Origin of the sequence: Denitrificimonas caeni DSM 24390, assembly GCF_000421765.1 — a bacterium.
Lineage (GTDB): Bacteria > Pseudomonadota > Gammaproteobacteria > Pseudomonadales > Pseudomonadaceae > Denitrificimonas > Denitrificimonas caeni.
Genome location: NZ_ATXQ01000002.1, coordinates 407,150 through 432,156, shown reverse-complemented (window position 1 = coordinate 432,156; position 25,007 = coordinate 407,150). Strand labels below are relative to the sequence as shown.

General features: G+C 46.1%; 28 protein-coding genes. 21 read left to right on the top strand and 7 right to left on the bottom strand.

The genetic code is table 11. The features are described 5' to 3' along the window. Window positions 1-51: 51 nt before the first annotated feature. Entirely contained in the window at window positions 52-996 is a 945-nt protein-coding gene (locus H591_RS0104975; protein WP_022965852.1) for a putative 2-dehydropantoate 2-reductase, read from the top strand. On the opposite strand, the gene H591_RS0104970 is transcribed toward H591_RS0104975, so the two are convergent. Further along, window positions 982-1,578, bottom strand: a complete 597-nt coding sequence (locus H591_RS0104970) for a DNA-J related domain-containing protein (protein WP_022965851.1) — start codon at window positions 1,576-1,578, stop codon at window positions 982-984. The two genes, H591_RS0104975 and H591_RS0104970, sit on opposite strands and share 15 nt — an antisense overlap. Before the next feature lie 135 nt (window positions 1,579-1,713). Between H591_RS0104970 and H591_RS15700 the strand changes: the two genes are divergently transcribed. From H591_RS15700 to H591_RS0104905, 13 genes are all read left to right on the top strand, one after another. Beyond that, window positions 1,714-2,073 carry an MliC family protein gene (locus tag H591_RS15700; RefSeq protein WP_022965850.1) on the top strand — a complete coding sequence of 120 codons (360 nt, stop codon included), beginning with the start codon at window positions 1,714-1,716 and terminating at the stop codon, window positions 2,071-2,073. Window positions 2,074-2,169: 96 nt separating this feature from the next. Further along, the gene (gene ttcA, locus H591_RS0104960; RefSeq protein WP_022965849.1) at window positions 2,170-2,994 is read left to right on the top strand and encodes a tRNA 2-thiocytidine(32) synthetase TtcA; all 825 of its coding nucleotides are present in this window, start codon (window positions 2,170-2,172) and stop codon (window positions 2,992-2,994) included. A gap of 135 nt (window positions 2,995-3,129) precedes the next feature. Beyond that, a complete protein-coding gene (locus tag H591_RS15965; protein WP_022965848.1) occupies window positions 3,130-4,467 on the top strand; it encodes a flagellar hook-length control protein FliK in 1,338 nt (445 codons plus the stop codon). A gap of 66 nt (window positions 4,468-4,533) precedes the next feature. After that, window positions 4,534-5,046 carry a flagellar basal body-associated FliL family protein gene (locus tag H591_RS0104950; RefSeq protein ID WP_022965847.1) on the top strand — a complete coding sequence of 171 codons (513 nt, stop codon included), beginning with the start codon at window positions 4,534-4,536 and terminating at the stop codon, window positions 5,044-5,046. Window positions 5,047-5,070: 24 nt separating this feature from the next. Then, window positions 5,071-6,042: a flagellar motor switch protein FliM gene (fliM, locus tag H591_RS0104945; protein ID WP_022965846.1), complete on the top strand. Its 972-nt coding sequence runs from the start codon at window positions 5,071-5,073 to the stop codon at window positions 6,040-6,042. 33 nt (window positions 6,043-6,075) lie between these two features. Continuing rightward, window positions 6,076-6,537 (top strand): flagellar motor switch protein FliN, encoded by a 462-nt coding sequence (fliN, locus tag H591_RS0104940; protein WP_022965845.1) that lies wholly within the window; start codon window positions 6,076-6,078, stop codon window positions 6,535-6,537. A 4-nt stretch (window positions 6,538-6,541) separates the two neighbouring features. Next, window positions 6,542-7,015, top strand: coding sequence for a flagellar biosynthetic protein FliO (gene fliO / locus H591_RS0104935; RefSeq protein ID WP_028244189.1), 474 nt, complete (start codon window positions 6,542-6,544; stop codon window positions 7,013-7,015). Continuing rightward, window positions 7,012-7,770, top strand: a complete 759-nt coding sequence (gene fliP, locus H591_RS0104930; RefSeq protein WP_022965843.1) for a flagellar type III secretion system pore protein FliP — start codon at window positions 7,012-7,014, stop codon at window positions 7,768-7,770. Before fliO ends, fliP begins: the two co-directional genes overlap by 4 nt. A gap of 9 nt (window positions 7,771-7,779) precedes the next feature. Next, window positions 7,780-8,049 carry a flagellar biosynthesis protein FliQ gene (fliQ, locus tag H591_RS0104925; RefSeq protein WP_022965842.1) on the top strand — a complete coding sequence of 90 codons (270 nt, stop codon included), beginning with the start codon at window positions 7,780-7,782 and terminating at the stop codon, window positions 8,047-8,049. Between the two features lie 12 nt (window positions 8,050-8,061). Then, entirely contained in the window at window positions 8,062-8,838 is a 777-nt protein-coding gene (fliR, locus tag H591_RS0104920) for a flagellar biosynthetic protein FliR (RefSeq protein ID WP_022965841.1), read from the top strand. A gap of 12 nt (window positions 8,839-8,850) precedes the next feature. Continuing rightward, the gene (gene flhB / locus H591_RS0104915) at window positions 8,851-9,987 is read left to right on the top strand and encodes a flagellar biosynthesis protein FlhB (protein WP_022965840.1); all 1,137 of its coding nucleotides are present in this window, start codon (window positions 8,851-8,853) and stop codon (window positions 9,985-9,987) included. A gap of 157 nt (window positions 9,988-10,144) precedes the next feature. Beyond that, window positions 10,145-10,822: a response regulator gene (locus tag H591_RS0104910; RefSeq protein WP_022965839.1), complete on the top strand. Its 678-nt coding sequence runs from the start codon at window positions 10,145-10,147 to the stop codon at window positions 10,820-10,822. Between the two features lie 17 nt (window positions 10,823-10,839). Continuing rightward, window positions 10,840-12,207 (top strand): ATP-binding protein, encoded by a 1,368-nt coding sequence (locus tag H591_RS0104905; protein ID WP_022965838.1) that lies wholly within the window; start codon window positions 10,840-10,842, stop codon window positions 12,205-12,207. Between the two features lie 21 nt (window positions 12,208-12,228). Here the strand turns inward: H591_RS0104905 and H591_RS0104900 are convergent, their stop codons facing one another. Both H591_RS0104900 and H591_RS0104895 read right to left on the bottom strand, forming a co-directional pair. Then, window positions 12,229-12,726, bottom strand: a complete 498-nt coding sequence (locus H591_RS0104900) for a SprT family zinc-dependent metalloprotease (protein ID WP_022965837.1) — start codon at window positions 12,724-12,726, stop codon at window positions 12,229-12,231. Between the two features lie 163 nt (window positions 12,727-12,889). Then, window positions 12,890-14,524, bottom strand: a complete 1,635-nt coding sequence (locus H591_RS0104895) for a methyl-accepting chemotaxis protein (RefSeq protein ID WP_022965836.1) — start codon at window positions 14,522-14,524, stop codon at window positions 12,890-12,892. Between the two features lie 329 nt (window positions 14,525-14,853). Here H591_RS0104895 and H591_RS0104890 point away from each other — a divergent pair, with 329 nt between their 5' ends. The 5 genes from H591_RS0104890 to H591_RS0104870 all read left to right on the top strand — a co-directional run bounded on the left by H591_RS0104890 (window position 14,854) and on the right by H591_RS0104870 (window position 18,829). Next, a complete protein-coding gene (locus H591_RS0104890) occupies window positions 14,854-15,687 on the top strand; it encodes an undecaprenyl-diphosphate phosphatase (protein WP_022965835.1) in 834 nt (277 codons plus the stop codon). A 153-nt stretch (window positions 15,688-15,840) separates the two neighbouring features. Then, entirely contained in the window at window positions 15,841-16,521 is a 681-nt protein-coding gene (locus tag H591_RS0104885; RefSeq protein ID WP_022965834.1) for a TetR/AcrR family transcriptional regulator, read from the top strand. A gap of 23 nt (window positions 16,522-16,544) precedes the next feature. Beyond that, window positions 16,545-17,066 (top strand): L,D-transpeptidase, encoded by a 522-nt coding sequence (locus H591_RS0104880; protein WP_028244188.1) that lies wholly within the window; start codon window positions 16,545-16,547, stop codon window positions 17,064-17,066. A gap of 9 nt (window positions 17,067-17,075) precedes the next feature. After that, window positions 17,076-18,062, top strand: coding sequence for a beta-N-acetylhexosaminidase (nagZ, locus tag H591_RS0104875; protein ID WP_022965832.1), 987 nt, complete (start codon window positions 17,076-17,078; stop codon window positions 18,060-18,062). Window positions 18,063-18,088: 26 nt separating this feature from the next. Beyond that, entirely contained in the window at window positions 18,089-18,829 is a 741-nt protein-coding gene (locus H591_RS0104870; RefSeq protein ID WP_022965831.1) for an S-methyl-5'-thioinosine phosphorylase, read from the top strand. A 49-nt stretch (window positions 18,830-18,878) separates the two neighbouring features. On the opposite strand, the gene H591_RS0104865 is transcribed toward H591_RS0104870, so the two are convergent. Continuing rightward, on the bottom strand, window positions 18,879-19,610 hold the full coding sequence (locus H591_RS0104865; RefSeq protein ID WP_022965830.1) for a 4'-phosphopantetheinyl transferase family protein: 732 nt from the start codon (window positions 19,608-19,610) through the stop codon (window positions 18,879-18,881). Window positions 19,611-19,733: 123 nt separating this feature from the next. Between H591_RS0104865 and cysB the strand changes: the two genes are divergently transcribed. Both cysB and speE read left to right on the top strand, forming a co-directional pair. Continuing rightward, the gene (cysB, locus tag H591_RS0104860) at window positions 19,734-20,708 is read left to right on the top strand and encodes an HTH-type transcriptional regulator CysB (RefSeq protein ID WP_022965829.1); all 975 of its coding nucleotides are present in this window, start codon (window positions 19,734-19,736) and stop codon (window positions 20,706-20,708) included. A gap of 135 nt (window positions 20,709-20,843) precedes the next feature. Next, window positions 20,844-21,704 carry a polyamine aminopropyltransferase gene (gene speE, locus H591_RS0104855; protein ID WP_022965828.1) on the top strand — a complete coding sequence of 287 codons (861 nt, stop codon included), beginning with the start codon at window positions 20,844-20,846 and terminating at the stop codon, window positions 21,702-21,704. Window positions 21,705-21,779: 75 nt separating this feature from the next. Here the strand turns inward: speE and H591_RS14865 are convergent, their stop codons facing one another. The 3 genes from H591_RS14865 to H591_RS0104840 all read right to left on the bottom strand — a co-directional run bounded on the left by H591_RS14865 (window position 21,780) and on the right by H591_RS0104840 (window position 24,871). After that, on the bottom strand, window positions 21,780-23,717 hold the full coding sequence (locus H591_RS14865) for a DUF389 domain-containing protein (protein WP_022965827.1): 1,938 nt from the start codon (window positions 23,715-23,717) through the stop codon (window positions 21,780-21,782). Window positions 23,718-23,792: 75 nt separating this feature from the next. Next, window positions 23,793-24,107 carry an SCP2 sterol-binding domain-containing protein gene (locus tag H591_RS0104845; RefSeq protein ID WP_022965826.1) on the bottom strand — a complete coding sequence of 105 codons (315 nt, stop codon included), beginning with the start codon at window positions 24,105-24,107 and terminating at the stop codon, window positions 23,793-23,795. Between the two features lie 53 nt (window positions 24,108-24,160). Continuing rightward, complete coding sequence (locus tag H591_RS0104840; protein WP_022965825.1) at window positions 24,161-24,871, bottom strand: histidine phosphatase family protein; 711 nt, start codon at window positions 24,869-24,871, stop codon at window positions 24,161-24,163. Window positions 24,872-25,007 lie beyond the last annotated feature (136 nt).

Sequence of the window (25,007 nt, the reverse complement as noted above, 5' to 3'; positions counted from 1 at the left end):
TGGCGATTTTTAGCCGCATCTGTAGGCCGTAATAGAATAAAGAGAGTTTTTATGAGTGAGCAAAGACAGCCGCGTATTGGCGTGATTGGCACCGGTGCAATTGGTGGTTTTTATGGTTTAATGCTGGCGCGCGCAGGATTTGATGTGCATTTTTTATTGCGCAGTGAATACCAAGACGTCAAGCGCAATGGTTTACGTGTTAATCATGCAGAGCTGGGTGAGTTGGCTTTGCCAGTGGTGCAGGCTTGGCATGACGTGGCGGACATGCCTAAGTGTGACTGGCTATTAGTCGGCGCTAAAACCACTAGCAATGCTGATCTTGCTGAGATCATTAATCAGGCGGCGGCAGCAGACGCTAAAGTGGTGCTGCTGCAAAATGGTTTAGCCGTTGAAGATGAGTTGCGGCCTTTATTGACCGAGCAGGTACATTTACTCGGCGGCTTGTGTTTTATTTGTGTGCATCGCAGTGCGCCTGGCGTGATTGAGCATGAAGCGCACGGTGGGGTGAATATCGGTTATCACAGCGGTCCGGCAAGCGCCATTGAGGGCATGCAAATTGCTGAACAGGCGGCTGCAATGTTCGGTAAAGCAGGACTCGATTCCAAAGCAATGCTGCAGTTAGAGCAAGCGCGCTGGCAAAAGCTGGTGTGGAATATTCCCTACAATGGTTTGTCGGTGCTACTCAACAGCAATACTCGGCAGTTAATGGATGAGCCTCATAGTCGTGCCTTGGTGGCTGATTTAATGGTTGAAGTTGTTCAGGCGGCTGCGGCTTGTGGCTATTCATTGCCTGAACACTTGGTCGCTAACATGCTTAAAGCCACTGACGCGATGCCCGACTACTGGCCGAGTATGTATCATGACTTTAGCCATAAGCGCCCCTTAGAGCTGCAAGCGATTTACGTTGCGCCTTTGGCGGCGGCCGGTGCTGCGGGTTGCGAAATGCCTAAAGTAGCGATGTTGTTGCAAAGTCTTGAGTTCTTATCGACGCGATAAATGCCGTTGCTGATGTTTACGAAGCACATCCATGGCTTGGTTAATGCGTTGTACGCGCTGAGTGCAGCCGCCGCGATCGGGGTGGTGAATGCTAACTAAGTGGCGATAATGCTGGCGCAAGTCCTTATCGCTTAAGTCATGCCAAGGCTGCTCAATGCCTAGCTCTGCCAAAGCGTCTTGCACCTGTGCAGGCGGATTCAGACTGTGTAACGATCCATATAACAGTGCCTCGGCAGCACTGCGATCGGTTGCCTGCAAATGACTGAGGTCTAAATAATAAGCGCGCAGCGGATCGCTGTTTTGCATGGCTGTCTGCGCGACGTTAGGGCTGTTGGTATCGTTGTCTAAGCGAATCAATAATACTGAGATACGCAAGTCTAATTTGCTTGTTGCGCGCAGGTGATCGCGCAGCTGGTACAACGCATTGAACAGTACAAAATGCGTGCGAAATAAGCTCAAGGGATCATGCAGATCAGCCTCTGCAAAAAAAGGGTGTTGCTGATCCTTTAATTGCTTAATCAGTTGGTGCTCAGTAAGCCCAAGCGGGTTATCAGTCAAAATGCCATGTAACAGGTTCAACACAAGTCGAGGCCTTTCAATTAGGGGGCGGGAGGCTGCTGGTTTTTTTATCCTTTTTTGGAACCTGCAGCATTTTTATTGAGTCTATGGGCTGTGCTTTTCTTCTGCAAGAAACGACTTTATTTAAGGAAAAGAATCATGTTAGAAAAAATGGCAGTTCCGCTACTGTTTTCTGCGCTGGCTTTGACTACGCAGGCTTTTGCTGCGAGTGGTGAGCAAATACAACAAGTTATTTATCAGTGTGAGCGTAATGTTCAGTTGCCAGTGACTTACGTTAATACTGCAAAAGGCAGTGCTTATGCAGTGTTGCAGATTGATGGTCAACAGATTCCCATGAGTGTTGCGGTAAGCGCTTCGGGTGCGCGCTATGAGTCGATTGATGATCAGCGCAGTTACAGCTGGCATACCAAAAGTAATCAAGGAGTGGTGGGCTGGAAATCTATTGATAAGCAGGGTGTAGAAATCTTACTGTTCAGTGAATGCAGTACGGCTGAGTAACTATGCTTGACGAATTATCATAAGCCCGTGAGACACCACTAGGGTTTGTTGTCACGAACAGGTAAAATAGCGTTTTTTACCTGTTCGGATCATGTCATGAGTAGCTTGTCGCTCGACCAGAAAAAACTACAGAAACGTTTATACCGTCTTGCCGGTGAAGCCGTTACCGAATTCAACATGATTGAAGAAGGCGACAAGGTTATGGTCTGTTTGTCAGGCGGCAAAGACAGCTATGCAATGCTCGATGTGTTGCTTCATTTACAGAAAGTTGCGCCGATTAAGTTTTCTTTGGTAGCGGTTAACATGGATCAAAAACAGCCAGGCTTTCCTGAGCATGTTTTGCCGGCCTATTTGGAATCTGTCGGTGTTGAATACCACATCATTGAAAAAGATACTTACTCGGTGGTGAAAGAAAAAATCCCTGAAGGCAAAACCACCTGCTCACTGTGCTCACGTCTACGCCGTGGCACGCTATATACCTATGCTGATGAAATTGGCGCGACCAAAATGGCGCTAGGACATCATCGTGATGACATTTTAGAAACCTTCTTCTTAAATATGTTTTTCGGCGGCACCTTAAAAGCCATGCCACCCAAGCTGTTGTCCGATGACGGCCGTAATGTGGTGATTCGTCCGCTAGCGTATTGCAAAGAAACAGATATTGCTGAATATGCTGAGCTGCAAGGTTTCCCTATCATTCCGTGCAACCTCTGTGGTTCGCAAGAGAATCTGCAGCGCCAAGTGGTTAAAGGCATGTTGCAAGAGTGGGAAACAAAAACGCCGGGACGCTTGGATATTATGTTTCGCGCCTTACAAAATGTGGTGCCCTCACAATTAGCTGATCGCCAGCTCTTTGATTTCGCTAGCTTAACCATTGATCAGCAGGCTGAGCCGCGCTTTTTAGATGTGATGAGTCTGTGATGGTCAAATTAATGACAGCTGACGCATGAAAATTCACATAAGTTATCCTAGATAGCCAGTTAGCAGTTGTATTGGTATGTTGGCTTAATAATTGCTTTGACTATGTCAGTACCCGTTAATGGCAGGAGTAAGAGCATGGCCGGCACAGATTTTTTACTGCAACTCTCGGCAGGAACAACGAGAGCGCAAACGGTAGAGCTGCAAAAAGGCTCGCATGAGCGTGCAAGTACAACAGCACCCTCGCAAAGTTTTTCTTCGCTGTATGAGCAACAACGCGCTAGTACTGCTAATCAGCAGCAGCGACGTGATGCTGTGCAGCAAGACAAACAACAACAGGCCAGCCGTCATGCAGCAGCTAAAAATACAGCTGCTGCGCAACAACATAAAGACAAACCTGTGACGACTAGTAAAGCGCGAGCAGAAGTGAAAACTGAGCAGTCGGCAAAACCAGCTGATAACGCTGCTGGCGTCAACAACAACGAATTGCCTGATCAGTCGGCTGTCGTGGACGGCAAAGATTTGCCGCCTGAGACAGTCGCGCAGGATGATGAGACAGATAACCCTCTGATTGATCCGCTGCTGCTTATGGCGTTGACCGCGCAGCCTCAAGAGATTGAAGCTGAAGTTGATGTGCAAACGCTTGATGATCAGGAAGGTGACTCTGTCAGCTTGCTACTGTCTACTGAAGGTCAAGACTCTGAGGTTGAACTTACAGCTGATGTTGTCACTGACGAAATTGAGTTGGCGCAAGAAGACGTTGTGGTTGTGGCGAATAAAGACAATCTAGACACCAGTAAAGCAAAAGGCGCAACAGATTCGGATGAAGTCCTTTTGGTTAGTATTGGCGGATTGAAGTCAGGCGAGCTAAAAGATGAAAAATTAAGCACAGATAAAAATCCTCTCGCTGCTGCTATTGGCTCAGTCAAAGCAGCGCCTGATACGTTGCTTAATAAAGCTGTTACGCCTGCTGATGGTGTGCGCGCTGATCTGCAAGCACGTCCAGAGCCGAGTCTCGCCAGCCAAACCGTCCGTCAGGTACCAGGCGCTGCGGTGGCTATGCAGCAGCCAGGATGGAGCCAGCAGGTTACCGATAAGGTAATGTGGATGTCATCGCAAAACCTGCAGTCTGCTGAAATCAAGCTTGATCCTGCCGAGTTAGGCCGTCTAGATGTAAAGATCACTATTAATCAAGAGCATACCCAAATTACTTTTAATAGTGCTCATGCTGGTGTGCGCGACTCATTGGAGTCGCAGATGTACCGTTTGCGAGAAATGTTTGCCCAGCAGGGAATGCAGGATGTTGATGTGAATGTGGCAGATCAATCACATGCTCAGCAGGACTCACGTGAGCGTTCAGCAGGCCAAGGACGACTCGAAGACGATGCCGAAAATACCGATGATAATTTACAGTATGTCTCAAATATTCGTGAACAGCATGATGGGCGCTTAGGAATGGTTGACTATTATGCGTAATCATTCCTGCATCCTGCGTTTAGGCTGTTAAACTAGCGGTTATGATTTTTAACTGGTGGTGTAGATATGGCAAAGCAACCCGATACAGCTGAACCTGCTGTTGTGGCACCCAAAAAAAATAAAATGAAAGTGGTTATTGTTGCGGTTGTGGCTTTACTGCTGGCTGTTGGGCTTTCTGTAGCGGCGACATTATTTTTCTTAGGCGGTGAGAGATCTGAGCCTGATAACCTAGTATCTGAATCAGTTAAGACGACCAAGCAGCAAGCTATTTACGAAGTGTTGACGCCAGCTTTTGTGGTTAATTTTAAAAGCCAAGGTAAGCCGCGTTACCTTCAGGTCAGTGTGGCCTTAATGGCACGCAATAAAAGTGAGCTGGACCAGTTGAAAATACATATGCCAACACTGCGCAACCAGTTGGTAATGCTATTTTCTAATCAAGATTTTGAAGAGTTGAATACTGCGTTAGGTGTTGAGCTTCTAAAACAAAAAGCCACTGTAGCGGTACAGGAGTTAGCCTTGATAGAGGTTGGTTCGACAGTGGTAGAACAAGTGTTATTTACGAATGTTGTCATGCAGTAAAAACTTGATAGGGAATGTTTAATAATGGCCGTACAAGACTTACTTTCCCAAGATGAAATTGATGCGCTTTTACATGGCGTTGATGACGGCTTGGTTGATACGGATGACGAAGCTGTTCCAGGCAGTATTAAACAATACGATTTAACCAGTCAAGATCGTATTGTTCGCGGTCGTATGCCGACCTTGGAAATGATCAACGAGCGTTTTGCCCGTTATACACGCATAAGTATGTTTAATTTATTGCGTCGTTCTGCTGATGTGTCAGTAGGCGGTGTTCAGGTGATGAAATTTGGTGAGTATGTGCACTCGCTGTACGTACCGACCAGTTTAAATCTGGTAAAAATGAAACCGCTGCGCGGCACGGCGCTGTTTATTCTCGACTCGCGTTTAGTGTTTAAGTTGGTGGATAACTTTTTTGGTGGTGATGGTCGACACGCGAAAATCGAAGGCCGAGAATTTACTCCCACTGAGTTGCGAGTGGTGCGTATGGTGTTGGATCAAGCTTTTGTTGATTTACAAGAAGCGTGGCATGCCATTTTAGATGTTAATTTTGAATACATGAACTCTGAGGTTAACCCCGCTTTAGCTAACATTGTTAGTCCTAGTGAAGTGGTAGTGATCTCGACCTTTCATATTGAGTTGGATGGCGGTGGTGGTGATTTACATATTACTTTACCGTATTCAATGATTGAGCCTATTCGTGAAATGCTCGATGCGGGCTTTCAATCTGACGTTGATGATCAAGATGAGCGTTGGAGCAAAGCCATTCGTGAAGATATTTTAGATGTTAAAGTTCCGCTCACATCTACCGTTGTGCAGCGTCAATTAAAACTACGCGATATCTTAAATATGCAACCTGGTGACGTCATTCCAGTGGAGCTGCCAGATTCAATGCTAATGCGTGCTAATGGCGTTCCGACCTTCAAAGTTAAACTGGGCGCGCATCATGGTAATTTAGCGTTACAAGTCTTGGGTCCCATTCAAAAAAACCGTTGATTTTTGACCTTATTAAGTAGTTGAGAAAAGAATATGAATGACGAAAACGAACAAACCTCAAGTGAAGATCAAGCGCTTGCTGATGAGTGGGCTGCCGCCTTAGCTGAAGCAGATACGGCGACTGATCAGGATGATATTGATGCAATGCTCAATCAAAGCAGTGGTCCGGCGAAAGCGCCAATGCAAGATTTTCCTGACCAGCACAGCGAGAATGAAGTTATTACGTCTTTAGGCGGGCCTAATTTAGATGTGATTCTGGATATTCCTGTGAGCATTTCTATGGAAGTGGGTAGCACAGATATCAGTATTCGTAACTTATTGCAGCTTAACCAAGGCTCGGTGGTTGAATTAGATCGCCTGGCCGGTGAGCCTCTCGATGTGTTGGTCAACGGCACACTGATTGCTCATGGTGAAGTGGTGGTGGTCAATGAAAAATTTGGTATTCGTTTGACTGATGTGATCAGTCCAAGCGAGCGCATTAAGAAACTACGGTAAGCCTATGCGTCTTTTAATGATGTTGATGTTAGTTTCTGCTAGTGCTTGGTCGGCAGAGCCAGCAGTGACGCAAAAAAGCGCAACCATTGTTAGTGCTCCGAGCCAATCCAAGCTTTTAGAAGCGGGACAGGTCAGCGGCCAACTGCTGCAACTGGTGCTCGGTTTGTTATTGGTGATTGGGCTGATTTTTTTATTAGCATGGGTGGTGCGCCGTATACAACAAAACATCCCCGTGTCGGGCTCGCAGCAGGCTATTTCGTTATTGGCCAGCCAAACACTAGGGCCGCGTGATCGCTTGCTGTTAGTGCAAGTTGGTAAAGAGCAAATTTTACTGGGATTAACTCCTGGAACAATTGTGCCTTTGCATGTTTTGCAAGAACCTATTGAGGTCAGCAAACCTGAAGGTCATTTAGGTTCAGCGTTTGCTCAGCGCTTAGCCAAAGCGTTGAAAACTTCAGCAAAGGATGAGCCGGAATGAGTGTACTTGCGCGCTTAATGTTGGTTTTTGGGTTGTTTGTGTTCACAACGAGTGTTTTTGCTGCGGATGCTCCTTTGTCCATTTCAGCAATTAAGTTGACGACTGATGCCGCAGGCCAGCAAGAATACTCAGTGAGTCTGCAGATTTTATTAATAATGACTGCGCTGGGTTTTATTCCAGCGTTTGTGATGTTAATGACCTGCTTTACTCGAATCATCATTGTTTTTTCGATTCTTCGACAAGCGCTCGGCTTACAACAGACCCCTTCCAATCAGATTTTAGTGGGCCTCACTATTTTTCTAACGCTGTTTATTATGGCTCCCGTATTTGATCGGATTAACGAAGATGCCTTACAGCCTTATTTGAATGAAGAAATAGATGTACAGCAAGCATTAACAGCAGCTGAAGAGCCTATCCGAGGCTTTATGTTGGCGCAAACGCGCGAGTCTGATTTAGAGTTATTTGTCAGACTTTCAAAACGTACTGATATTGTTTCTGCAGAACAAACTCCGTTGGTTATTTTGATTCCGGCCTTTGTAACCTCAGAATTAAAAACCGCTTTTCAGATCGGTTTTATGATTTTCATACCTTTTTTGATTATTGATCTGGTGGTTGCAAGTATTTTGATGGCAATGGGGATGATGATGCTGTCTCCGTTAATTATTTCTTTGCCATTTAAGATTATGCTGTTCGTTTTAGTGGATGGTTGGGCGCTGATTATTGGTACCTTGGCCAGTAGTTTTGGCACGCTATAGGATAACGATATGACTCCTGAAGTCGCAGTAGATATAATTCGCGAAGCTTTATCCATGACTGCATTGGTAGTTGCGGCGATAATCGTTCCCAGCTTATTGGTCGGATTAATGGTGGCTATGTTTCAAGCGGCAACACAAATTAACGAGCAAACCTTAAGTTTTCTACCAAGACTGATAGTCAGTTTTATGACCTTAATTGTGCTGGGCCCCTGGCTGGTAGGGCAGTGGATAGAATATACAACACGTCTCATCCATAACATTCCTTTTGTGATTGGCTGAGTTGCGCTGGTCATGCTAGAGCTCAGTAACACGCAAATTGCTGGCTGGATCAGTAGTTTTTTGTTGCCGCTATTTCGTGTTGCTGCAGTCCTCATGGTGATGCCTATTATCGGTACACAACTGGTACCGCAGCGAGTGCGCTTATATATGGCTCTGGCAATAACACTATTATTGGTGCCGATATTGCCGGAAATGCCGCAAGTTGATGCACTGAGCTTGCGCAGTATTTTGTTGATTGCTGAGCAAATCATCATTGGTGCCATGCTTGGCTTCTCTTTACAGTTGTTTTTTCATATTTTTGTCTTTGCTGGCCAGTTAGCTTCTATGCAAATGGGTCTTGGATTCGCTTCGATGATGGATCCTGCGACTGGCGTTTCAGTGCCCGTGCTTGGGCAGTTCCTGCTGATGTTGGTCAGTTTGTTATTTCTTGCTATGAATGGCCACTTGGTGGTATTCGAAGTGCTTGCAGAAAGCTTTGTCACCTTACCTGTTGGGCAAACCCTTGAGGTTGAACATTTTGCTATTCTGGCAGGCCGTTTAAGCTGGGTGATAGGTGCTGCGTTGTTATTGGCATTGCCTGCTGTAAGCGCGCTTTTGGTCATTAATATTGCTTTTGGTGTTATGACCCGTGCAGCGCCGCAGTTAAATATTTTTACTATTGGTTTTCCACTCACGCTGATAATGGGCTTGATCATTTTCTGGATGTCTACTGCTGATATTTTGGCGCAGTACCATACCATTGCGAGTGATGCCTTATTTATGCTGCGCGGCTTGGCACAAGTGCAATAGAGGTGACCGGCGATGGCTGAAAGTGAAAGTGGTGCGGAAAAAAGTGAAGATCCTACCGAGAAACGCAAACAAGATTCGCGTAAAAAAGGTGAAATAGCACGCTCACGCGAGCTTAATACGTTAGCTGTCGTATTGGCAGGTACCGGCGGTTTATTGATGTTTGGTGGCGCTCTTGGGCAAAGAATTATGCAAGTGATGCATAAAAATTTTTCTCTGCCACGTGAGCTGTTACTCGATGAACGCTATATGGCCATCAGCTTACTGCAGTCTGCTCAGATGGCTGGTGATGCGTTGGTTCCTTTGTTCTTTATGCTGTTGATGGCAGCTATTATTGGACCTGTTTCTTTAGGCGGTTGGCTTTTTTCCATGGAAGCCTTGGCACCTAAATTCAGTCGTATGAATCCGCTTTCTGGACTCAAACGCATGTTCTCAATGAAGTCGATTGTTGAGTTACTAAAAGCGCTAGGTAAGTTTTCGATTGTTTTGTTGGTGGCGTTATTTGTTTTGGCTCGGGCTCGCAATGAGTTGATTAAGTTTGCCAGTGAGCCTCTTGAGATGGCAATTTTGCATAGCATGCAAGTGGTCGGTTGGAGTGCGCTGTGGCTCGCGTGCGGTTTAATAGTCATCGCTGCAATTGATGTGCCTTTTCAAATGTGGGACAGCAAACAAAAGCTTAAAATGACTAAGCAAGAAGTGCGCGATGAATACAAAGACAGTGAAGGTAAGCCTGAGGTTAAAAGTCGTATTCGGCAGCTGCAACGTGAGATGGCTGAGCGCCGAATGATGAGCGCAATACCGGAAGCTGATGTCATTATTACCAACCCGACGCACTTTGCGGTTGCGTTAAAATATGACACAGAGAAAGGCCAGGCCCCTATCTTGTTAGCAAAGGGTGGCGACTTCTTAGCCTTAAAGATTCGTGAAATTGGTAACGAACATAAGATTATGTTGTTGGAATCTCCTGCTTTAGCACGAGCAGTCTATTATTCGACAGAGGTGGAGCAGGAAATTCCTGCAGGGTTGTATTTAGCTGTTGCACAAGTGTTGGCGTATGTTTATCAATTGCGCCAATACCATGCTGGTAAAGGGAAAAGACCAGATGCGCTGAAGGAACCTGAGATTCCAGTTGAATTGCGTCGAGATGAATAGCTGTTGCTGCTCTGAAACTACGACCCTAGCCAATTCAGCTAGGGTTCAGTTGCTTTATGGGACTATACCAATCCTTAACTCTAATGATTGCGAGTAAGCGTGTAGGGATGAGCTGTAATCATTGATACCATCTACCATTCAGACGTGAGGATCATGCATGAAGCTGCTAGTCGTTGAAGATGAAGCGTTATTACGCCACCACCTTTACATGCGACTGGGTGAGCAAGGCCATGTGGTTGATGCCGTTGCTGATGCGGAAGAAGCACTTTATCGTGTCGCTGAATATAACCATGACTTGGCGGTGATCGATTTGGGTCTGCCAGGTATGAGCGGTTTAGAGCTGATACGAACGTTGCGTGAGCAAGGTAAAGTTTTTCCTATCTTGATATTAACTGCGCGAGGAAGTTGGCAAAATAAAGTTGAAGGGCTTGCCGCTGGAGCTGATGACTATTTAGTCAAACCTTTTCAGTTTGAAGAGCTGGAGGCGCGTTTAAATGCCTTGTTACGCCGCTCGTCTGGTTTTGTGCAATCAACCATTGGTGCTGGACCATTGCTGTTAGATATTAATCGTAAGCAAGCGCTGCTAAATGATGAGCCTTTGGGTTTAACGGCGTATGAATACCGTATTCTTGAGTATTTAATGCGTTATCACCAACAAGTGGTTGCTAAAGAACGCTTGATCGAGCAGCTATACCCTGATGATGAAGAGCGTGACCCAAACGTGATTGAGGTGTTAGTAGGACGCTTGCGTCGTAAACTAGATGGTGGCATAGGCTTTAAGCCAATCGATACTGTGCGCGGACAAGGCTACTTATTTACTGAAGTCTGTCGTTAATTTAACGGGTATGAAACATGCGCAAGCATCAAAGTAATAAAACTTCCTCGCTACGCGTGCGGTTGATGCTTGGCGCAGCCTTGACTGTTTTAATGTTTATCTTGGCGCTTTTCCCTGCGTTACAACAGATTTTTACGTCAGCACTTGAAGAGTCTATTGAGCAACGTCTTGCTGCAGATGCGAGTGCATTAATTTCTGCTGCGCGGATCACTAAAGGTCAGTTGCGCATGCCTGAAAAACTGCCTGATGAAGAGTTTGAGATTTTAACAGCACGCCAATTAGGTTATATCTACGATAACAAAGGTGTGTTGATTTGGCGTTCGCGAAGTTCTGAGCTAGAAAATATAAACTATCAACCTAAATATGATGGCCGTGGTCATGAGTTTCTTCGTGTGAAAGACGCACAGGGGCGTGAATTTTTTGTTTACGATGTTGAGGTGGATTTGCTGCGAGGACAGAGTGCAGCCTTTAGTATTGTCACGATGCAGCCGGTTAATGACTATCAGGCTATGTATGACAACTTGAGGCAACAACTGTACGTTTGGCTTGGATTTGCATTACTGCTGCTGCTTGGTTTTTTATGGTTGGGTTTAGGTTGGGGAATTCGCAGTCTGCGTAGCTTGAGTGCAGAGCTAGATGAAGTTGAGAATGGTACGCGAGATTCACTTAGTGATGAGCATCCCCGAGAGCTGCTACGTTTAACCCGTTCTTTGAATCGTTTATTGGAAAGTGAGCGGCAACAAAGCGAACGATATCGACATTCTTTAGATGATCTGGCACATAGTCTAAAAACACCATTAGCGGTACTGCAAGGGCTTGGCGAGGTAATCGCCGCGCAGCCTGCCAACCATAATCAAGCAAAAACCCTGCAAGGTCAGGTCAATCGGATGAATCAGCAGATCAGTTATCAACTGCAGAGAGCAAGCTTGCGTAAAAGCGGACTCTTGCGCTACAGCGTCAAGCTTAAGCCTCTTGTTGACAGTTTAACGGAAGCCTTAGATAAGGTTTATCGCGATAAGCGTGTTGTTGTAATCAGTGATTTTTCTTTAGAGTTGAGAATACCTGTTGAGCAAGGGGCTTTGCTGGAATTGCTGGGTAATTTGCTCGAAAATGCTTATCGACTGTGCATTAATGAGATACGTATTCGAGCTCAGTTGTTAGGTAACCATTATGAACTGGTGGTTGAGGATGATGGTCCAGGCGTGCCAGAGCATCAACGTGAGCGTATTTTGCAACGCGGTGAGCGTTTAGATACTCAGTACCCAGGGCAAGGTATAGGTACTGCTGTCGTTAAAGATATTATTGATAGCTATGATGGACAGTTATTTGTTGAGGAGTCTGTATTAGGCGGCGCTCAGTTTAGGATCCTCTTTCCGCTCAATTGATTATGTCGTCCTATGTGCTATCTAGCGTCGAACTTGTTCATTTAGATAAATTAGCTTAGAACTGCACACCTTGCATATATAACTCATCCCTTTGTTAATACGCGCATGACGCTGTCCACTGAGCGCGAATGGTTCACGTTGACGACACTGACATTTATATAAGTAATGGATTTTTGCAGTGCTATTGACTGTATAAGAATGGCAACGGTGGGCTGGCAATAAATAAACCTCTTGCATCACAGCTTGCCACTGTGGGCCATGTGCGCGAATTTTCTTGCCAAATACCGCGTATGAGACCAAATGAGCAACTTCATGAGCGACTGTGTGTTGCAAAAAATGCACAGTATTTTCTGCATACAGTGTCGGATTAAAGCGTAAACGGTTCTCGTCAATATGCGCTACACCGGCTTTCTGGCCACGTAATTTAAAGCTTATCTGAGGACGTTTAAAAGATTGCTGAAAATGGCTTTCAGCCATTTGAAAGCACTCTTCAACGCGCTCTTGAATTAGGTCTGGCATATAGAAAGAAAGGTAAAATTTTTGATTAACAAGGGGGTGGCAATACTAGCAGAAATATTGAGCAGATTGGTTGCGTGTGCTAGCTACGATTGATTGTGTAAAAGATCTATAGTGATTTATTAGCACTCACCTACAATGTGTTTTGAGGTGAGTGCTTGTGCGTTTACACTTTAAATTGTGCCAATTGACGATTGAGTTCCAGTGCGAGCTGGTTGAGTTGCTCGCTGGATGCACTCAATTGGTGTGCAGCTTCGTTACTTGACTGCGACAGACCTGCTACTTGAGTAACGTTTTGATTAATCTCTTCTGCAACGTGTGATTGCTGAAGTGTTGCACTGGCAATTGAAGCGTTGAGTCCATTAATCATATGCAGAGCATTACTGATGATGGTTAAGCTTTCTTGTGCTTGCTGCGCTTGTTCAACGGTTGCTTGCGCGGTAGTGCTACTTTCATTAATCACTTGCACTGCCGCTTGAGAGTTTTGCTGCAAGCTCTCAAGCATTTTCTGTACTTCGTCTGTTGATTGTTGCGTACGTTGGGCCAGTAGACGAACCTCATCTGCGACTACCGCAAAACCACGGCCTTGTTCACCAGCGCGAGCGGCTTCAATTGCTGCGTTTAACGCCAAAAGGTTGGTTTGCTCAGCAATTGAGCGGATGACGTCTAATACACGGCCGACTTGGCTGCTTTCCTCTGCCAGTTTTTGCATCACATTGACAGCTTGCTCAATAGTTGCGGAAAGCTTGTCGGTTTGTTTGAGGCTATTGTCGATGTTGATTTGACCTGAGTTCGCCTGTTCAGTCGCTTGCGAAACTTCTGTTGCTGCTTGCTCTGCATGCTTGGCTACATCTTGCACGGCATAGGTGACTTCATTAATAGCGGTGGCAATTTGTTCTGTTTGTTGTGATTGATCTTCACTGATGTGCAGAGCTTGAGAGGCTTGATTACCTAATGCTTCAGCTGATTGTTTTAAGGTTGCTGCGCTGTTTAACAAGTGGCTGATCGTAGTGCGCAATTTAAGTGCAAAGGTATTGTAATGCAGACTCAGTTGAGTGACTTCGTCCTTGCCGTGCACGCTAAGTTCTTGAGTCAGATCGCCATCACCGCTGGCAATGTTTTGCATTGCTTCAACGACATTTTCTATAGGCTTAACAATGCTGCGCATGATGTTGATGATTAAAACAGCAATAAATAAGATGATCACAAAGCTCATGATGCTGGCACTGATCGCCACTGAACGAAACTCAGCCTGTATGTCATCAAGATATACACCAGAGCCGACAACCCAGTTCCATGGCTTGAACAATTGCACATAGGAGATTTTATCAACCGGAGCGCTCGCGCCGGGCATTGGCCAACGGTAACTTACGAAACCTGAACCCTGTTGCTTTGCGGTACGTACAAATTCGTTAAAAATTTCTATACCGTCAGGATCTTTGTAACCTGATAAGTCTTTGCCGTCCAAAGCGGGCGACATAGGGTGCATGATCATGTTTGGATTCAAGTCATTGATCCAAACATAGTCGTTACGGCCATACCGCAGTTTGCTGAGAGCGCTTTTAGCTTGCTCTTGTGCTTGTTGAGTGGTTAATTGTCCACTTTTCTCAAGTTCATGAAAATACTCAACTGTGCCTAAGGTGCTTTCAACAATGTGTTGAGTTTTAGTGGCTTTTGCAGAGTGCATGACTTCATAGGATTGTTTTAAAGCAAGCGCACCAAAAACAAAAAACATGCCTACAGTAATAAAAAATATCAGCCACAAGCGTTTGCTGATGGAAATTTGGCGAAGAAACTGCATAAAAACTCCTAGCGAAACGCGCCTAAGGCATCGTCCTGTGATGGTTATCAATATTGTTGTATGTATCGGTCGCTGCTTACAAAAGTTGATAGTAGATCAATAAAGATTTTAAACCTTTGCTTTGCAGTTGCTTTTCTAACTTGGCATTACATTTTGATTTATATACTGTACAGAGCCACCACTTTACGATTTTTTAGCTTGTTAGACTATGCGACTAAGTGCCTTGTTTTATGAATGCGCGTTGAGAGTGATTGATTTTCGTGAAAAGCACTGAGCAGAAGGGTAAGATGCGCAACTTCTGAGTAGTCATTCAATACATTTGGGACATTATGGATATTTGGTTAGCGGTACAGGCGTTTATTTTAGGTGTGGTTGAAGGTCTCACAGAGTTTTTACCGGTTTCCAGTACCGGGCATCAGATTATCGTTGCGGATGCCATTGGTTTTGATGGCCAGCGTGCCAAAGCATTTAACATTATCATTCAATTGGCCGCTATTTTAGCGGTGATGTGGGAATATCGAAGCAAAATTATCAGCGTGGTGATTGGTCTGCCGCGCGAGGCTGAAGCGCAGCGCTTTACGGCTAACTTATTGGTCGCGTTTTTCCCAGCAGTCGTCTTGGGTTTAACCTTTGCCGACTTAATTGAAAAATGGCTATTTAATCCAATCACTGTCGCCACGGCTTTAGTCGTCGGCGGGGTGGTGATGCTTTGGGCTGAAAAGCGCACCCATACAATTGCTGCTGAAACCGTTGATGACATGAATTGGAAGCAAGCCTTAAAAGTGGGTTGTGCTCAATGTTTAGCCCTTGTACCAGGCACGTCACGTTCGGCCTCGACCATTATTGGTGGATTGTTCTTTGGTTTGTCACGTAAAGCAGCAACAGAGTTCTCTTTCTTTTTAGCCATGCCAACCATGATTGGAGCGGCGGTTTATTCTTTTTATAAGCACCGTGAGCTTTTCGCTAATGGTGATGATTTACCGGTGTTTGCCATTGGTTTTGTGACTTCTTTTGTTTTCGCCATGTTGGCTGTGCGCGCGCTACTGAAGTTTATTGCTAACAACAGCTATGCGGTATTTGCCTGGTATCGGATTGTCTTTGGTTTATTGATTTTAGCGACTTGGCAACTCGGCTTTGTTGACTGGTCATCGGTCGGTGACTAAATCTTCTGCAGTTGCGTCTTTGCTGTCCTGAAGGCAATAACAGATTGAAATCAGTGCTCTTATCGATGAAATCTGTACTTGCCGGAACGATAGACTTGACAGTAAATGTGTTTCAAACGTATGTTTGAAACGTTTATTTAGAGTGGAAATTGCATGGCCCAGTCAGACACTGTAGAGCGTATCTTGGATGCGGCAGAAATTCTGTTTGCAGAGAAAGGCTTTTCAGAAACCTCATTACGACTCATTACCAGTAAAGCACAGGTGAATCTGGCTGCGGTAAACTATCACTTTGGTTCCAAGAAATCGCTGATCCAAGCGGTTTTCTCGCGGTTCTTAGGACCGCTCTGCATCAGTCTCGATGAAGAGCTTGAGCGCCGATCAGCCGTTGATCAGCCCGCTTGGACGGTCGAAAGCTTGCTGGAATTATTGGTACAGCAAACGCTGGCAGTGAAACCACGCAGCGGCAATGATCTGTCGATTTTTATGCGTCTATTAGGCTTAGCTTTCAGTCAGAGTCAGGGGCACCTGCGCCGCTACCTGAATGAAATGTATGGCAAGGTTTTTCACCGTTACATGCTTTTATTGCACACCGCGGCACCTGAGATTCAACCCATCGAACTGTTTTGGCGCGTGCACTTTATGATTGGTGCCGCAGCCTTTAGTATGTCGGGTATTAAAGCCTTGCGTGCTATTGTGGAAACTGACTATCAGGTGCACATGACAACTGAACAGGTCATGCGTTTAATGGTGCCGTTTTTAGCCGCGGGCATGCGCGCTGACAGTGCGATTGATTCTGTACAAATGCAGGTTGCTATAAAAAAGAAAGCACCCTGATCGATTCTAAGGGTGAATGAGTGATTATTGATTATCTGCACGTCTCGATTGCTGAGCAGCGTATGTATGCGTTTGCAAACCAACAGTTGTGGCGTTGCTATACTGTTTCTACTGCTTTAAATGGCCCAGGTGAGCGCAATGGCTCAGGCTGTACCCCGCGTGGCATGCATTATATCCGTGCAAAAATTGGCGCAGATTTACCTCAAGGTGCAGTCTTGCGCGGACGTCGTTGGACGGGTGAAGTCTATTCGCCACAGTTACAACAAGCTCACCCAGAACGTGACTGGATTTTAAGCCGCATTTTATGGCTAAGCGGCACTGAATTGCAGCGCAACCGACTAGGTGATTGTGATACGTTTCGTCGTTATATTTATATCCATGGCACTGCCGATGAAGGGTTGCTTGGCCAGCCTTATTCACATGGCTGTATCCGCATGCACAATAAAGACATAATTGAACTCTATAATCATTTAGCAGACGCTTGTCCGGTAGAGATCTGCGAACACACTCGTGAGGCTGAGATTTTGCGCAGCCATACAATTTAAGGATTGAGCATGCAAGGCTCGTTGATGTTGGATATTGGCGGTACTTTTTTAACCGCAGCGGATCGTCATTTATTACGCCAACCTGAAGTCTGCGGGGTGATTTTATTTTCTCGAAACATTGAACACCCGCAACAGGTTCGTGAGCTGTGTCGAGCGATACGAGCGGTGCGCAGTGATCTGTTGATTGCTGTTGATCAAGAGGGCGGGCGCGTACAACGTTTGCGCCAAGGCTTTGTTGCATTACCTGCGATGGGGCGCTTGATTGAAGCTGCAGATCCTGAGCAGCTGGCTGAAGATTGCGGTTGGTTAATGGCTTGGGAAGTCTTGGCCATGGGGATCGACTTTAGTTTTGCGCCAGTACTAGATCTTAATTACGGTCGCAGCACGGTGATTGGCTTGCGTTCCTTTGGCGCCGATGCTGATACCGTTGTGCGCTTAGCTGGCGCTTTCTTAAAGGGCATGCAGGCAGCGGGTATGCCGGCAGTGGGTAAACACTTCCCAGGGCACGGTTGGGTTACGGCTGATTCGCATGTTGCTATTCCCGTGGATGAGCGCAGCTTTGCGCAAATTAATCAAGCCGATTTACAACCCTTCAAACGCCTACAAAACGATCTGGCTGGGATGATGCCGGCCCATGTCATTTACCCACAAGTGGACAGTGCGCCGGCTGGCTTCTCAAAAGTTTGGCTGCAGGACATTTTACGGCAACAATTACACTACAAAGGCGTGCTGTTTAGTGATGACTTGTCGATGGCTGGTGCACATGTTGCCGGTGATGCGGCGCAGCGTGTGCTTGCTGCACTTACCGCAGGCTGCGATGTTGGGTTACTATGCAATGACCGTGCGGCTGCGGAGCTTGCATTAACTGCATTACAGACCCATCAGGTTAGGCCATGTCGACAATTAGTAGTGATGCAAGGCAGACATATTGCACAGCATGACTTTCAACAGCATCCACGTTGGCAGGCAGCCCGTCAGGCGCTAAAAGCACTTTAAATAAACGAATCAGTGAGAGGTGGCAGATGAGTAAATACGCGATTATCGGCGGCACCGGATTAACCCAGTTGGAAGGACTTACCATTCGTGATGCGCTGTTTATTGATACGCCGTATGGACCAACTTCTGCTGATATTTTACGAGGTGAATATGCGGGCCAGGAAGTGTTGTTCTTGGCCAGACACGGCCACCCACACCGTATTCCGCCGCATCAAGTCAACTACCGGGCAAACTTATGGGCCTTGCGCCATGCCGGTGCACATTCGATTTTAGCCATCAATGCCGTTGGTGGTGTGACCGCTAATATGCCGACAGGGCATTTCTGTATTCCTGATCAAATTATTGATTACACCTCTGGCCGCCAGCACACTTTATACGACGGCGATTTAGATCACGTCACCCATGTTGATTTTAGCTACCCCTATGATGAAGCCCTGCGTAGACGTCTAATTGCTGCCGTAGCTGCTTGTGGCTATAACTGTACTAATCAAGGCGTGTACGGCTGTACTCAAGGTCCTCGCTTAGAAACAGCGGCTGAAATTGTTCGCATGGAGCGTGACGGCTGCAATATCGTCGGTATGACTGGTATGCCGGAAACCGTCTTGGCGCGCGAGCTTGGCTTGAGTTATGCCTGTTTATCCTTAGTAGTGAATCCTGCTGCAGGCAAGTCTAGTGGGGTGATTACCATGACGCAGATTGAAGCAGCGTTGAACGATGGTATGGCGAAAGTAAAAGTAATTTTAGCGCGGATGCTTAAGCAGGCTTAAGGCCGGTAAAACGATTCTGGGCGAGACTGTGTGTCTTGCCTAGAGTGCGCTAAGCTTCCGCTGCTGCAGGCACGCTGATTAGCGTGATGACACTGCCGTGCAAGCTAGAGAACTGTCCCTCTAACTCTCGACCCGTAGGCCATCGATCCGATAAAGTCTTGCGCAGACGCAAGCGCGCAGAGCCTGCATCGGTAAGCTTAAAATCCACAACCTGCGCATCTTGAAAAGTGAAGTACACGTGGGTCAGTGGATTCAAAGCTTTAAACAAACTTTCTTTAAACGAGAACGCGCAGGTCAAATACCATGCGGCATCTTGCTTATCTAAGCTGTGATAATACTGTTGCTCGGCGGCAGTGAGAATAGTGCTGAATAAACGCTCAGCGCGCTCGACTTTAAGTGGCTTTTCAATATCCAAGCCTAAGCTGCACCAATCTTGGCTGCTGCCAACAATCGCCGCCGCAATGCCGTGACTATGACTGAGTGAGCCACAACTGTGTGCAGGCCACAGCGGGATGCGGCTGTTTTCTTGCTGGATAGGCAAGCTTGCCTTGCCTGTTTGCACCAGGAGTGCTTGGCGCGCGCACAAACGTGCAGATAAATACTCGGCTTGGCGTTTACGCACGGCATTGGGTGCGCTGATTTTGTTGCGGATAAAATCTTCATCGCTCAACTGCTGCGGATCAAATCGTGTCGACACTAGGGTGCAGTCAAGCTGTTGCGCAAATGGCCAGTGTTGTTGAAAACTGCTTAAAAACTCTGGAGGCCTAGCAAGCAAAGTCATGAATGACGCCTGTGTGAAGATGATTAAGATTAAGTAAATGGTTATAACTGTGGAAATAAAAATGCGTTGCGGTTATAAGTGCTACTAAGTTTATTTTGCCAGCATTTTTTGTCGAGGTACCTGATGAAGCTACAACAACTGCGCTATATCTGGGAAGTATCACGCAATGGTCTGAATGTTTCCGCCACTGCGCAAGCTCTTTATACCTCGCAACCCGGCATTAGCAAACAAATACGTTTGCTTGAAGACGAGCTTGGCGTTGAAATTTTTGCTCGCAGTGGCAAACATTTAACTCGGGTCACTGCGGCCGGTGAACGCATTATTAAGACTGCTGGCGAAGTGCTGCGCAAGTGCGAAAATATTAAACAAATCGGCCAAGAGTTTTCTAATGAGCGTATAGGCTCATTATCCATTGCTACCACGCATACACAAGCCCGTTATGCCTTACCGCAGGTCATTAGTGGTTTTATGCAGCAGTACCCTGATGTTGCCTTACACATGCACCAGGGCACGCCAACCCAAATTGCCGAAATGGCTGCGGATGGCACGGTTGATTTTGCCATTGCGACCGAAGGCATGGAGCAGTTTGGCGATTTAATTATGATGCCATGCTACCGCTGGAACCGTTGCGTTGTGGTACCTAAAGGACATCCTTTGGCGAGTTTGCCGAAATTAAGCCTCGAAGCATTGTCTGAGTTTCCGATTGTCACTTATGTGTTTGGTTTTACTGGGCGCTCGAAGCTGGATGAGGCCTTTACCGAAATGGGCTTAATTCCTAAGGTGATCTTTACTGCGGCGGATGCCGACGTCATTAAAACCTACGTGCGCTTAGGCTTAGGGGTTGGCATTGTCGCAGGTATGGCAGTGGATGCATTGCAAGATCAGGACTTGGTTGCTTTGGACGCCAGTCATCTATTTGAATCCAGTGTTACCAAAATTGGCTTTCGCCGTGGCACCTTCTTACGTGGCTTTATGAGTGACTTTATTGAACGTTTTGCGCCGCATTTAGACCGTGAAATTCAAGCCAAGGTGATCCAGGCGCGCAGCAAAGATGAAGTCGATGAGCTATTTAAAAATATTGAGCTGCCGGTGTATTAAAACTTTGGCAGTTGCTTGCTAGAAGATAGCCTATGATGGACTCAGCGATTTGCGTAGAGCCTGCAAGATATGCCATTTTCGCTGATACTTACCGTATAATCGCTGCAGTTTTTATTAAGAATTTTGAGGAATACTATGACCGACTACCGTGAAACGCTGCATGACAACTACGGACAGTTTTTTGAAGTAGAAAAAATGCTGCATGAAGTGCGCACCGAACATCAGCATTTAGTCATTTTTCAGAACCCGAGAATGGGGCGTGTGATGGCTTTGGATGGCGCAATTCAAACCACGGAAGCCGATGAATTTATTTATCATGAAATGCTCACGCATGTACCTATTTTAGCGCACGGCACCGCACGCAATATATTGATTATTGGCGGTGGTGATGGTGGCATGTTGCGTGAAGTGTGCCGTCATTCCAGTGTCGATCGCATCACTATGGTGGAAATTGATCAAGCTGTGGTTGATATGTGTAAAGAGTATTTACCCAACCATTCCAGCGGTGCTTACGATGATCCACGGGTGAACTTAGTGATTGATGATGGCATGCGTTTTATTGCCAACTGCACGGATAAATTTGATGTCATTATCAGTGACTGCCCGGATCCGACCGGTCCCGGCGAAGTGCTGTTCTCGGAGGATTTCTACCATGCTTGCCATCGCTGCTTAACCGATGACGGTATTTTAGTTGCGCAAAATGGCACACCCTTCTTGCAAATTGATGAGGTCAAAACCACAGCGAAAAATATTCAAGGATTGTTTGCCGACTGGCATTTTTACCATGCTGCAGTACCCACCTATATTGGCGGTAGTATGACTTTTGCTTGGGCGGCTAAGAATCGTCAATTACGTCAGTTGCCGTTGGATATTTTGCGTCAGCGTTTTGCCGGCAGTGGCATTGTCACCCGTTACTACAATGCGGAAATTCACCAAGCCGCCTTTGCGTTACCGCAATATGTTTTGCAGGCAATCGGTAAGCCCAGCAACGATTGATCAGTAACCCATCCTAGCCAAGCCAGCTCTTGCACCTTAGAGCTGACTTGTCTGCAACCGCAATCTTCGCAGCGCTTAAAGACTAATGCGTGGTGTTACATCTAAGCGTACGGTGGTGTTTAGCAGTTCTTCTAATTCGGCTTTTAAAGCAACTAAATCCTCATAAGTCACTTCAGTGTCTGAACTGACTTCCAGCTTTAGATGAGTTTCGGCATTTTTAATCTGTACTTGTAGACTATCTAAATGCAGGGTTTTTTCGTTGATTTCAAGTGATAATGCATCAATTGTTTGCTCAACTTGCCAGACCTTGTACATGGTTTGAAATGACCACGTCAGTGGTACGGCAATGGTCAGCATCAGAGCCAGGGATAAAGCTAAACCGCGGCGCGCCTTCACAATGGGTGCATAACCCAAGACTAAGAAGGTTAAGGCTGCAGCCAGAGCGATACCCACCAAGTTGGTTAAAAACAGCAGTGCTGCGCCGCTGATCACTTGCCAGTCCCACCAACCAATGCCAATTCCTGCAACACATAATGGCGGCACTAGGGCGACGGCAATCGCTACACCCGGCATGCTTTTCATAATGCTTTCGCGGGCCTGTGCATAAGCACCGGCCATGCCTGAGAAAATGGCTACGCCAAGATCGAGTAGGTTAGGATGCATGCGACCTGCCATCTCTGGGGTCACTCGTGTAATTGGAATAATCAGTGCGAGCAGTGCTGCCATACCCAGCGCTAAAGCAATGCCGATGGCGATGGTTGAAAGGGATTTTTTCAGTAAGGTCTGATCATTACGCAATAGTGCCATTGATAAAGACACAATGGGTGACATCAAAGGCGCGAGCACCATTGCACCGATAATGACCGCTGGACTGGATAAAAACAGACCAAGGCTGGCGACCAAGCTACTCAGCATCATTAAAGAAATAAAGCTGCTATGAGCTTGTGCGTTCTCGCGCAATTGCATGAACAGGTCTTTAAAATCTTCCTCAAGGGCGTGAGTGAACATCGGTAAACGCTGCTGAATCATATTCAAACGCTGCTCGTTTAATGGCAGGTTCTCGAGCTTAAGCGTGTCTTTACCGCCGCGTTGACCACCCTGGGTTTCGTAATAAGCATCAGGCAAATTGATTTGCACAGCCTCAGGATAAAGCTCCAGTTCAATCGTCTCAGCTTCACGCTTGTGGCTGTCAACATAGTAGGTCAGTGTTGTCGTACTATCGACACGTAAGTAATTACTGCGCACATAGCTCATTGAGTCAGGTAAGCGGCTGACCTTTTTATCAAAGCTAAATGAGGCCTTAATTAAAAATCCTAAGTACTGGGTAATGGATTTTGGTGCGATCAGTAAGGTCGAAACTTTACCGTCTTGAATTGAAATACTGGTATTGATCAACCGCGCAGCCGCGTTGCTGACGTTATTTTCAATTGATACCATTCCCGTGATGGCTGTTTTGACGCTGTACTCTGTGCCAATCGATAAAGTGATAGGGAAAGGATGAATGGCAAACAGGTTCCGTAAGCTGCTCCAGAGCACCGCCAGCATATAAAATAGGCGACGAATAGGCGACTCAGAACGCTGTCGATAGGTGCGGCTTCTTTGGTCAAGGAAAGGCGTTTTGCCAAGCATGATGGAGCCAAGAGCAACTTCGTTATTGCAGCGCAAGACATCAATGGCTTTCGTCGATGCATCAAAGGCTAGGGCGATATGCTGCTCAAGTTTGTCGGTGAACATAAACCATTCGCGCAAGCGAATTTGATGGTTGTCGACAGGAATAATACCTAAGCTGAAATTCAGTGTTTTCGCTTGATCAATCAGTTTGGCAAGATCGCTATCAGAGCAGAGCGCGACGACATGTTCAGCAAAGTCTAGAGGTCGTCCTGGTTGCGCTAAAAACGCACTCAGTGACATTTGCGAAAGCTTAATGTCATTAGCAGCAGCGTACTCAACCACCGCGAGTACGTGAGGATTTTCCGCATCCTCATAAATAAACAAAGCTTTAGCGCACAGCATCCGAACTCTCCATGACTTATTTTTATTAAAAAAGCCGGATAAAAATCCGGCTTTTTGTGTTGCTTAGTGCAGTGCTTAAACTGGGAATAATTCGCTCAGTTTCATCGCTAACATCATGTCGCCTTCAGCGCGCAGTTTACCGCCCATAAATGCTTGCATACCATCAGTTTCGCCAGTTGCAATGCCTTTAAAGGTTTCGCTGTCCATGATCAAAGTAACGTTGGCTGCATCGTTAACACCAGGTTGAACGTCGCAAGTACCGTCTTTAACAGTCAAAGAGTAGTTTTCAGCATCTTCGATGTTGAATTGGAATACTAAGTCTAAGCCAGCAGCTGCTGCAGCGTTAAATTTAGAAGTAAGAGTTTTAATGATCTCTGCGGTAGAAGACATAATTTATCCTTTTTAAGATTTTTGTGCGGTTTATGCCGCGTGATATTAAAAACTCAACGATAGGTGATGAGTTTTTTGTTCTTTAACAGATCAAGGTGTGCATGACTGTTAAAAGAAGCCAGTACCACCGAATCGCCACGGAACTTGAGACGGCTCAGTGAAGTGTTAACGATTTGCCAGTTAAGATCAAAGGCTTTGTCAGCCGTTAATCCAGTTAGCAGGTGTAAAAAAGCGGTAATAGTGCCACCCGAGGTAACAATGCCAATGTGATCATCTGGCGCAGCATCATTGAGAACGCGTTGTAAGCCTGCATCAACGGTCTGGACAAATGTCGACCAGCGCAAATGCGTCGGGACATCATCAATCTCTGCGGACCAACGCTGCATAATCATCGCGAAAATACGTTGAAATTCAGCTTTATCCTGTAACGGGTTGCGCAAACTGTTGATGGCGTTGGGTTCATCTTTAAGTATCAAAGGAACAATAAAGCGAATCACCGCGTCTGCATCAATTTCATTGAAGGCACTATCAATGCTTAGCTCAGGTGCAGGCAAGTTGGCCTCAGCAAAACGCGCTAAGGTTGCCATGGCAGTATCTTTTTGACGGCGTAAATTACCGCTCAAGCAAGTATTCAGCGTCACACCTGTCTCGATTAAGTAGTCACCCAGTTGCTGTGCTTGCTGTACACCGAGCGGCGAGAGTACATCATAATCATCAGCACCAAATGAGGCTTGGCCATGTCGAATTAGATAAATGCTACCCAAGGTTTTTTACACCTGTTGATGTGCGAGCTATGGAGATTATTGTGAACGGGCAAGGCTGTCAAATGAATTTCATACGATTGTTTGAAAGAGCTTGGAGGTAAGAGGATTTGCAGTTATTTCACAGTTCTTTTCGCTG